This window comes from Virgibacillus carmonensis (assembly GCF_057836705.1).
The window spans coordinates 1-9,134 of sequence record NZ_JBYQFJ010000054.1; the positions used below are offsets into that span (position 1 = coordinate 1).

Below are 9,134 nucleotides of genomic sequence, written 5' to 3' on the forward strand. Positions count from 1 at the left end.
AAGCACCCACACTGCACCGCTCTGCTTATGCTTGTCGTGTCTTTCAAGGCGCTTATGTTTTTCTTAGTTTTGTTCAGCCACCATTCAATGTGGATCACTATTGGTCTTAGAAGAAAATCAGTCTGAGGGATGAATGGATTTCGGGCTCTTAGCTGTTATGGAAAATCGAAATCCTGCCTATACTTGAAATATGAAAAGTATAGGAGGAGGGATTTACTTGATGAATATATATGAATTGGAAACAATAATCGAAAGCCGCCGCACTCGTTAACTAATTGCATATAAAAGGATATTTCTATTGATCAAATTTAGTTGCTTTTAATACTCTTCCTATCGTGCAATTCGAAAGAGGCTTATTGGTTTAATCTTCATATCTACTAGATAAGGGCACATCAATCATACCGCTTTTAACTTTCACACAATTACGACCAATTTTTTTCGCGTGAAGCAACAGATTGTCTGCGTATATATACGCTTTCTCGAGCGATGGATTAGTGTTTGTTTTATAGTAATATAGTCCAAATGACGCAGTATATCGAATGAAGACAGGTGTATTCTTAAAGTTGGCTTCAACAACGCTCCGTTCAACCCCTGATTGCAACGTCTCAACAAGTTGGACCGTATCCTCGTAATTTCTGTTACGTAAAAATAACGTAAATTCTTCACCACCACTACGAAAAACGTAATCATCCTTTTCAAGACTATCTTGTAAAAAGGTTGCAAAGTGTTGAATAACAAGGTCTCCAACGGCATGATTATATGAATCGTTAATTGATTTAAAATAGTCAATATCAGCTACTACCACACCCAAGTGCTCGGCGGATTCCTGCAATGTATTCATTGATTTGTCCATGTGAGCACGATTTGGGATACCCGTTAAGAAATCCGTGTATGCCATTTGCTCAAATTTGTCCCGCTCGGATCGGTCCTGAAGACTTTGTGATTTTACAAGGAAAGACCGACTTACAAGGTAATTAAGGATGAAAAATGCTACAATAACTTCCCACTTACCTTCTAAAAGAAAAATGAATAATAATCCATTGGTAAGCGCTACTTTTCCAGTATCGAGCCAACTTCTACCTTTATAAAACTGGATTGTTTCTTGTTTAGATCTCAAATCACCTAGAAAGTAAAAAATAATGACGAGAAAGGTGTCAGTGAGAAAAGCTGATCCAGAAACAAGTACAAACAGTAGAAACCAATATAGAAATGGCACATTTTCTATTATTGGAAATATAGACATGTATAGATAAAACACTAGGGAATTTGCTAGTACAAAAGAGCCTATATTATAAAATAAATGCATAAATTCATCAGGATCAGCTGTGTTGGTTCTTTTTTTATAGATATATACAGTAGTTCGATAGATAGTTTCATAGAATAACAAGCCTATCGGGCCTGCGAATAGGACAAAAGACATACTATATGACGTCCCGTAATCAATATTTGTCTTTCCCTTTTTGCTGTAAATTCTTAATTTAAAATAAAGAAGGGAGAAAGTGAGGTATAAGACTAAAGCTATTAAAAACGTGTCCATATTTACTGAAATAGCGGCAAATGGAATTGAAACTGCTAATGAAATAATAAAAATAATGGATATGATACCTTTTTCATTTTTCAAGGTCAACTCCCCCTCAATCCTATTTTATACTAAATTTCCATAAATTTCTATACCTTTTATCCCGGTTCTATATACCTAATTATAAAGTGAAAATGATTGAAAGGTTTGTCATGCCATATAGATTATTAGGAAGATAAATTTACCTTTATTTAGAGCAAAGAAAGTATAAATTTTGGCGATTATATGTCTAGCTCCAGCGCCTAGACACTCGAGACATAAGCAGTTCGCTCCCTGCGAGCAAAGCACCCACACTGCACCGCTCTGCTTAAGCTTGTCGTGTCTTTCAAGGCGCCCTGAACTTTTTCTTATTTCTTTGAAATATGGTTATTCCAGGGTTCTTGCAGGTTGGGTGTTTGTAATCCTGATTAATTCCATATCGCCTTTAATACCTTTAAGGGGGGAGGTAAAGGGCTGAAGGGTAATTCCTTTTCGAGCCAAAAGAACTGTAATCGCATCATTTTTTAAATCGGTATGATGAACTACAATATCTCCACCATTACTTTTATTTTGAATACGCGCCGCTATGTTAACTGTTCGGCCAAAATAATCTAATCGATCATTAGAATTCACGACAATAGCAGGACCGCTATGGACACCTACCTTTAAGACGATTTCTTCACTGTTTTCAACGTTATAATCATCTAAATGATTTTGAATGGCAAGCGCCGCCTTCACTCCGTCTTCTGGTCGGTAGAACACAGCCATAACAGCATCACCTATTGTTTTCACAACGCTACCATTGTATTTTGCAATCCAGTTAATAAGGTAGTCAAAATGGCGACGTACTTGTCCATATGCATGGGCATCACCGACTTTCTCGTATAAGGAGGTAGAACCTTCAAGGTCACTAAACAGGATGGTTACATTTTCTATGCCAACTTGTTGTCCAGGTGCCAATACCTCAGCCGAAAATAAATCCCTGAATTCCTGCATGGCCGTCACTTCTGCAGCTGTAGTTGCATCTTGGTTCCAATTGACTTTTTCAATCGCCAAAACGATAGAATTGTCACTCTCATTTTTCACTAAAATAGAGTTATTACTTGATAAATAAGTTTGTTCCCAGCCTTCGTTTTTATAAGCCAATGGTGTATCTTGATTCTTATTATTAGTTTTAATTTCAATTTTATGATTCGCTTCCAATACACGCAATTGCAACTGTTCAGAGGAAGAGGGAAGAGACAGTTGAATAGTTTCTCCAGACTTTACAATTTGTTGAATAATAATATGTGGTGTGATCATCGGTCCACCAACACAATAGGACTCATCATAAGCCTTTCTAATAGAAGGGTGAACAGAAAATTTTAGTTCAACAAAGTTTTCAAAGTTCGCATTATAGGTAACGCCGCACAGATCACAATGAAATGTATTTGTGACTATTGATAAAGAGTTGAATGTAGCCTTTGAGACTCGGCAATTAGGACAAATTAAGTTCCAACTTAACGAGAGAATACCTGCTTTTGTTGCATAGAGAAACAGGCGAAGAATCTCTATATATTTTGCGTTCCATTTTTTTGCTACCGTTCGAGGTCGCATATTGATTACCTCTTGATCTGGTCGGCTTACAATATGTTGATGAAGTAGTACTGTTAGCTTGCCGTCCACTGGCATAGTTGTCAGTTTTGTTTCTAGTCTAGTAAGCTCAGCTAAAAAAACGTCTTGTTTTTTCGTTTTTTGTGGGAGGTAGGCGGATGTCTGATTTTGCTTCATATACACATCCATATACTTCATTGTATTGCGCATTGATTGGAGACCTGTAAGTGGTATTGCGCCAATCCCAAGTAGGTTTCGTGGCGTGAATTCACCGATTAGGCGCACCTTCGTCCCATTTCCATCATCACTATCTAGAAGCTCAACGCCACCAACAAAGTGTTTCAATGGTCCAGTTAAGTAATTACGTTCCACGGAATAGGTTCTATTTTCAATCCATTGAAAGGGTGACTCGTCCCATGTGAGGGGAACGATACCTGCAACTTTTGCCATTGCTTCTCTGTGAAACACATCATGCTTTCTTTTTTTCGCTGGAGTAAATGTTACTGGAAAGAGTCCGATAACTCGGTTTAAATTATCCGTATCACTTAAAAGCCGCCAAACTCTATTCCTTGGCAGTTGATAATCTTGTTCTAAAACATATCTTTTGGCTGAAAAAGTCATATGAACGCCCCCTATGATAGATAAATTGCAATTGCTAATAGGATGATGTGAAATGTTTGATCTGTCATGATAGATAACCAAAATCGATTAGGTTCTTTGACCTTTTGAATATGTATTACCCAGAACTTAACAAACGTGCCACGGTCTAGAATAAGGTGACCTATAAATATGACCAAGATTCCTAAATACGAAATGCCCCCCTCAAATAGGGCGAAAAGCGCAATAATAGCGGTGTACAGACTAGAATGAGCGAGGAGGGGAACCAAGTGTTTGGCTTTATATTTTGCCATCCAGTCTGTTTGAAAAAGGAAATCTCCTACTAAGTGGCCAATTAGTAAGATGCTAAATATGTTCATAGGTTGAATCTCCTTTTAATTTGTCTTCTATTTGATAGTCACAAGCTTCTAATATGTGGACGAAGGCGTTAACAATTTTACTGTCATAGAGTAAGCCTTTGCAGCGTTCTAATTCAGCTGCTCCTTCCTGAAACGTGAAGCCTGTACTGTATGGACGAACAGTTGTAATGGCGTCAAATGAGTCAGCTACGCCCACAATCCGTGCGAAAATCGGTATCTGTTCATCAGTTAACTGGTCAGGATAACCGCTTCCATTTAATCGTTCATGATGCCACCTTGCCGTGACGATAGAACTTTTCATAATTCGTTTTGGTTCCATGTTTGAAAGGATACCTGCCCCGATTGTTGTATGGCTCTTAATAATAGTAAATTCCTCATCGGTAAGCTTTGAACTTTTCCTGAGTATGCTATCTGGAATACCGATTTTACCGATGTCATGTAATAGGGCAGCTTTGTATAAATCATCTAGGGTTTCTTGATCAAATTCCAGTGCCTTTCCTATCCAAAGGGAATATGTGGCAACACGCTCAGAATGCCCTGCAGTATATGGATCTCTTGCATCTAGTGTCATTGCCAGGGTACGGATCATACTCATAAACATCTTGTACAGATCATCATACATTTGGCTATTATGAAGCGCTAAGGTAGAGTGATTGGCAAGTGTTAATGCTAATTTAACATCTTCTTCTGAAAAACATGTGCCATCTTCTTTATTAAGCATTTGTAACGCCCCGATAGTGGTCCCTTTTGCAATCAATGGAACAGTAATCATAGAACGCGTGACAAAACCACTCTTTTTATCGACACGTTTTGCCCAATCAGGCTCCTTTGTAACGTCCTCCATGTAATGAACATCTCCAGTACGAATTACCTGTCCAACAATACCCTCATTTTTACTCAGTTTGAGATTTCGAATCGATGAAGCAGAAGGACCATACACTGCAGTCGCCTCGATTTGTTCATCTTCGTTGTCTATTACCCATAGTGTTGCAGCCTCTGCGCCAACTACTTGTACCATTTGTAATAATATATTTTGAAAGACTTCCTGTATTTCGATATTCGAATTCATTTCTTTAAACGCTTCTAATAACCCGAGCAATTCATTAACTTTATTTTTCAGAGCTTGTGTTTGATCCATTTTTCTTCTTCCTCTTTTCGTAAAGTCATACCTAAGTCTATTATTTTATTATCGGCATAAATACCTAGGTTGTGAAACTATTTGTTCTGTATGCGTAATTGTAAACTTGTAAACAAAATGTAATCTAAATGTGTTCAAAAGCGTACACATGTATACAAAGTAGTAGACAAATTGATTTAAAGGTGTTTGCATTTTTGTGTACAAGTATACGAAAAAGAATACTTCAAAAACCTGTTTGCCTATTTAGAAAGAATAATCTATTATTAGTAGTGTACTGATTTTGAGAGGAGAATGATGGTAAATGACTAAATCAAGAATTGCTGCAATAGATGTAGGAAATGATGCATTAAAAGCAAACTTTGGAAAGCTAGAAAATGAATTGTATATACCAAATGTAATCGCTCGTGATATGGAGGACCGTCCAGTTATTGGAATTGAAGAACTTGATGAAAAAGATCCATTGGACAACATACATATCAGAGTCCACTCCCCTGCCCTAGAGGATAATAACGCTGTTTACCGAGTTGGTAATTTAGCAACGAAAACAAATAATTCCACAGAGCTTGATCCTGGAAGCAGTAAATCAGAAGAGGATCAAACAATTGTAATGTTAATTGCTTCCTTAGCGTTAGATGCAGTGAGCAACGGAGAACTTAAAGCAGGCAAGAATGATGTAATTGATGCCAACTATACACTTGGGACAGGCCTCCCGCTTCGTGAAGTAAAAGAAGGAAAAGACGTTGGTTACCGTTCACAGTTGTTAGGATCGGTTCATCAGGTCGAATTTTTAGTAACACCGAAATACCAAGGAAAGAAAGTTAACATCAAATTTGATGAAGTAAAAGTATATCCGGAGGGCTTTGCAGCATATGTAAACCTCATTATGGATAATGACAGAAATGTAATTAATAAGGAACTAATTGATAAACAAATTCTAATTCAAGACATTGGCGGACTTTCAACCGATATCGCGGTAATCCGCAATCGTAATGTTGATGATGATAAAGCACAAGGTTTTAATTTAGGCGTTGCAGAATCATTGGAAGAAATTCGCGAAGAAATACGAACAAAGCATGGTGTCGAATTGGATAGCCGTCGTGATGTAGTAGATATTATCACGCGTAAAAATGATCGTCACCACATAATGGTAAGAGGAAGCCGGACGAACGTCCATGACATAACAGACCGTATTTTGTTAGAACTAGCTAAAAAAGAATACCGCTACTTACGTAATGTTTGGGCAAAAAATTCGCAATCAGAGATCTGCTATTTTGTTGGTGGTGGATCGGCAGTATTAAAAGAGTATATTAAGGCGCTAAACAACAAATTAGATGGATTTAACATCGAATTTTTTGAAGATGAAAATGAAAGTATCTGGATGATGGCGAACGCTTATTACAAATTAATTTCTGATTTTGTTGCAAAATCGACTACAAAAGACACGAAAGAAGAAAAAACGGCAGAAAAAGCAAAGTAGGGTGATGGTATGTCAGATACTAAAAAAGGTATAGAACGCGGACAGTCTATTACTTTTCGTGTTCCTTCAGATACACCCGACCATGTACTAAAGTTATTGCAAAAGTTAAAAGATACAGAACGGCGAAACTTTTCCAGTAAAATTGCTCAGTATGTTTTAAAAGGGGTTAACGAAACCTATACAAGAGAACGTGAAACTGTCACAATCCCACTTCCCAAACAGTTAACAAAAGAACAAAAGAGTTGGATTAAGCATGAGCATTCTGAAGTATTAATCGGAACTATTGTGTATCAATTACTGAGTGATCCTATTCGAGCTACATCGTTACTGGCTTCGTTGAGTAATGGTTCAACTAATATGAATGAATCGATGTATTTCGATGAAGTTGCTAGTGGTAGAGAAGAAAATGTGACTGGTACAAGCGAAAGACTTAGCGATTTAGACTTGGATGATATGCAAGAGGATTTATATGCTCAATCTGGTGAGGAAAAAGATATTGAAATTGATGAGGATCCATTAGGAGATTTTTTCTCCAGTATGAATAAATAGCAAAAAGGTGCAGCTGATAAAAGACAGCTGCACCTTTTTTCACATTTTTTGAGTTTCCTCTTTACCTTAACGTTACGTTAACGTATATAGTCAGTTGTAGGGAGTTGATAAATATGCATATAAAAGAAGTTGCCAAAAGACTAAATACGACACCAAGGTCAATTCGTTTCTACGAGGAAAAAGGATTAATTTTTCCTGAAAAGGATGTCGAAAATGATTATCGATCGTTCACGGAAAGCGACATTCTTCGCTTAAGTACAATACTAGCTTTACGAGAAATTGGTATTTCTGTTAGTGGTATCGGCAAAATTTTACAAAATCCTGATATGAGCATGAACGATTACTTAAATATTCAACGGTCTGCGCTTTTTGAGAAATGGATTGAGATGAAAGATATGATTGAGACGATTGATCAAATGGTGGATCAGACGGATGTAGACACATACTCAGTAGAAGAGATATTTATGCTATCTCAGTATTTAAAAGGAATAAAAAGTGCTAGAAAAAGTTGGGAAGACAAATGGAATTTTGACGAACAAGCAGGCGATTATGATCAGAATATCAAAATGCATGGCCATCGTTTCAATGTGCATCAAGATTATGAAAAAGCATTATCGAAAGTAGTCGAATCAATGCATCATCAACCGGGGAATGTTAGTTTAGATATTGGGGTTGGAACAGGAAATCTAGGAGCTAAATTTTTGTCGAAAAACACAAAAGTTATCGGTGTTGATCAGTCGGAAAAGATGCTTCAGATATGTAAGGAAAAACATCCAGATATGGAAACTCGGAAGGGACATTTCCTTGCATTACCTTTGCTGGACAATCAAGTGGATTGCGTCGTGTCGAGCTATGCACTGCACCATTTGCCAGATAGTGAAAAGATTTTGGCATTTAATGAAATGGACCGTGTATTAAAAGATGAAGGACAAATTTGTATTGTTGATCTAATGTTTGTGGATGAACAGCGCCGAACTAAGGTGATTAGCCAATTCCAAGAGTCAGGAAATTATGAAGCGATTGAAGCAATTGAGGACGAGTTTTATGCAGATAGATCTGTAATTGTTAAATGGCTCGTTAACCATGACTATAATGTTGTAACACATCAGTTTAATGAGATTCTAAGTATGGTTTATGCTAGTAAGGGTGTGAAGAAATAATGAATTTAAAAATTAATGGAGAAAAAGTAGTATTACGTGATTTAACAGATAATGATGTGGAGCGGATATACTACTGGAAGTATGAAGCTTCAGATAGAAAGCATCTTAAATGGAATGCTCCTTATAATCCTCCTAAGCCACTATCATTAGAAAAATTTCGTAAGGGAAAGATTGCGGAAAATGTTAGAATTTCTGGTACAAAAGAAGTGAGGTCAGAACTCGTCATTGAAGCAAACGGCGTATTGATAGGAACGGTAGGATGGTATTGGGTTGATGAACAAACAAACTGGCTAAACAATGGAATCGTCATTTTTGATTCTAATTATTGGTCAGGTGGATACGGTACCGAGGCATTCCGGTTATGGACAGATTACATTTTTAGAAATATGGATGTTGTCAGAGTGGGAATCTCTACGTGGTCAGGGAATGTACGTATGATGAAGTTGGCTAGGAAAACTGGTATGACCGAGGAAGGCCGAATCCGGAAGGCACGAATTGTTAATAATGAGTACTATGATTCTATCAAAATGGGAATATTGCGTGAGGAATGGGAAGTAGTTGTGGAATAATTGGCTGTTCGTACGAAACTCGATACCATCGAGTGAGTACGATTGATATATCCAAATAACGATTGATATATCCAAATAACGATTGATATATCCAAATAACGATTGATATATCC

Annotated in this window: 8 protein-coding genes; 4 read left to right on the forward strand and 4 right to left on the reverse strand. The window is 37.2% G+C overall.

Going from position 1 to position 9,134, the window contains the following annotated elements; genetic code table 11:
* Nucleotides 1-361 precede the first annotated feature (361 nt).
* The 4 genes from AC3G7N_RS19970 to AC3G7N_RS19985 form a co-directional block, all read right to left on the reverse strand.
* On the reverse strand, nt 362-1,621 hold the full coding sequence (locus AC3G7N_RS19970; protein WP_489423920.1) for a GGDEF domain-containing protein: 1,260 nt from the start codon (nt 1,619-1,621) through the stop codon (nt 362-364).
* A 324-nt stretch (nt 1,622-1,945) separates the two neighbouring features.
* Entirely contained in the window at nt 1,946-3,772 is a 1,827-nt protein-coding gene (locus tag AC3G7N_RS19975; protein WP_489423921.1) for an adenylate/guanylate cyclase domain-containing protein, read from the reverse strand.
* Between the two features lie 11 nt (nt 3,773-3,783).
* Complete coding sequence (locus tag AC3G7N_RS19980; RefSeq protein WP_489423922.1) at nt 3,784-4,128, reverse strand: DUF3307 domain-containing protein; 345 nt, start codon at nt 4,126-4,128, stop codon at nt 3,784-3,786.
* Nucleotides 4,115-5,266 (reverse strand): HD domain-containing phosphohydrolase, encoded by a 1,152-nt coding sequence (locus AC3G7N_RS19985; RefSeq protein WP_489423923.1) that lies wholly within the window; start codon nt 5,264-5,266, stop codon nt 4,115-4,117. Before AC3G7N_RS19985 ends, AC3G7N_RS19980 begins: the two co-directional genes overlap by 14 nt.
* 301 nt (nt 5,267-5,567) lie before the next feature.
* Here AC3G7N_RS19985 and AC3G7N_RS19990 point away from each other — a divergent pair, with 301 nt between their 5' ends.
* From AC3G7N_RS19990 to AC3G7N_RS20005, 4 genes are all read left to right on the forward strand, one after another.
* Nucleotides 5,568-6,743: an Alp7A family actin-like protein gene (locus AC3G7N_RS19990; RefSeq protein WP_489423924.1), complete on the forward strand. Its 1,176-nt coding sequence runs from the start codon at nt 5,568-5,570 to the stop codon at nt 6,741-6,743.
* Between the two features lie 9 nt (nt 6,744-6,752).
* A complete protein-coding gene (locus AC3G7N_RS19995) occupies nt 6,753-7,292 on the forward strand; it encodes a hypothetical protein (RefSeq protein ID WP_489423925.1) in 540 nt (179 codons plus the stop codon).
* A gap of 113 nt (nt 7,293-7,405) precedes the next feature.
* The gene (locus AC3G7N_RS20000) at nt 7,406-8,452 is read left to right on the forward strand and encodes a MerR family transcriptional regulator (protein ID WP_489423926.1); all 1,047 of its coding nucleotides are present in this window, start codon (nt 7,406-7,408) and stop codon (nt 8,450-8,452) included.
* The gene (locus AC3G7N_RS20005) at nt 8,452-9,021 is read left to right on the forward strand and encodes a GNAT family N-acetyltransferase (protein WP_489423927.1); all 570 of its coding nucleotides are present in this window, start codon (nt 8,452-8,454) and stop codon (nt 9,019-9,021) included. Before AC3G7N_RS20000 ends, AC3G7N_RS20005 begins: the two co-directional genes overlap by 1 nt.
* The last annotated feature ends 113 nt before the right edge of the window (nt 9,022-9,134 follow it).

Bases quoted from the DNA above. Each gene is read 5' to 3' on its own strand.
- AC3G7N_RS19990 (WP_489423924.1), top strand. From the start codon at position 5,568: ATGACTAAATCAAGAATTGCTGCAATAGATGTAGGAAATGATGCATTA.
- AC3G7N_RS20005 (WP_489423927.1), top strand. From the start codon at position 8,452: ATGAATTTAAAAATTAATGGAGAAAAAGTAGTATTACGTGATTTAACA.
- AC3G7N_RS19995 (WP_489423925.1), top strand. From the start codon at position 6,753: ATGTCAGATACTAAAAAAGGTATAGAACGCGGACAGTCTATTACTTTT.
- AC3G7N_RS19980 (WP_489423922.1), bottom strand. From the start codon at position 4,128: ATGAACATATTTAGCATCTTACTAATTGGCCACTTAGTAGGAGATTTC.
- AC3G7N_RS20000 (WP_489423926.1), top strand. From the start codon at position 7,406: ATGCATATAAAAGAAGTTGCCAAAAGACTAAATACGACACCAAGGTCA.
- AC3G7N_RS19975 (WP_489423921.1), bottom strand. From the start codon at position 3,772: ATGACTTTTTCAGCCAAAAGATATGTTTTAGAACAAGATTATCAACTG.
- AC3G7N_RS19985 (WP_489423923.1), bottom strand. From the start codon at position 5,266: ATGGATCAAACACAAGCTCTGAAAAATAAAGTTAATGAATTGCTCGGG.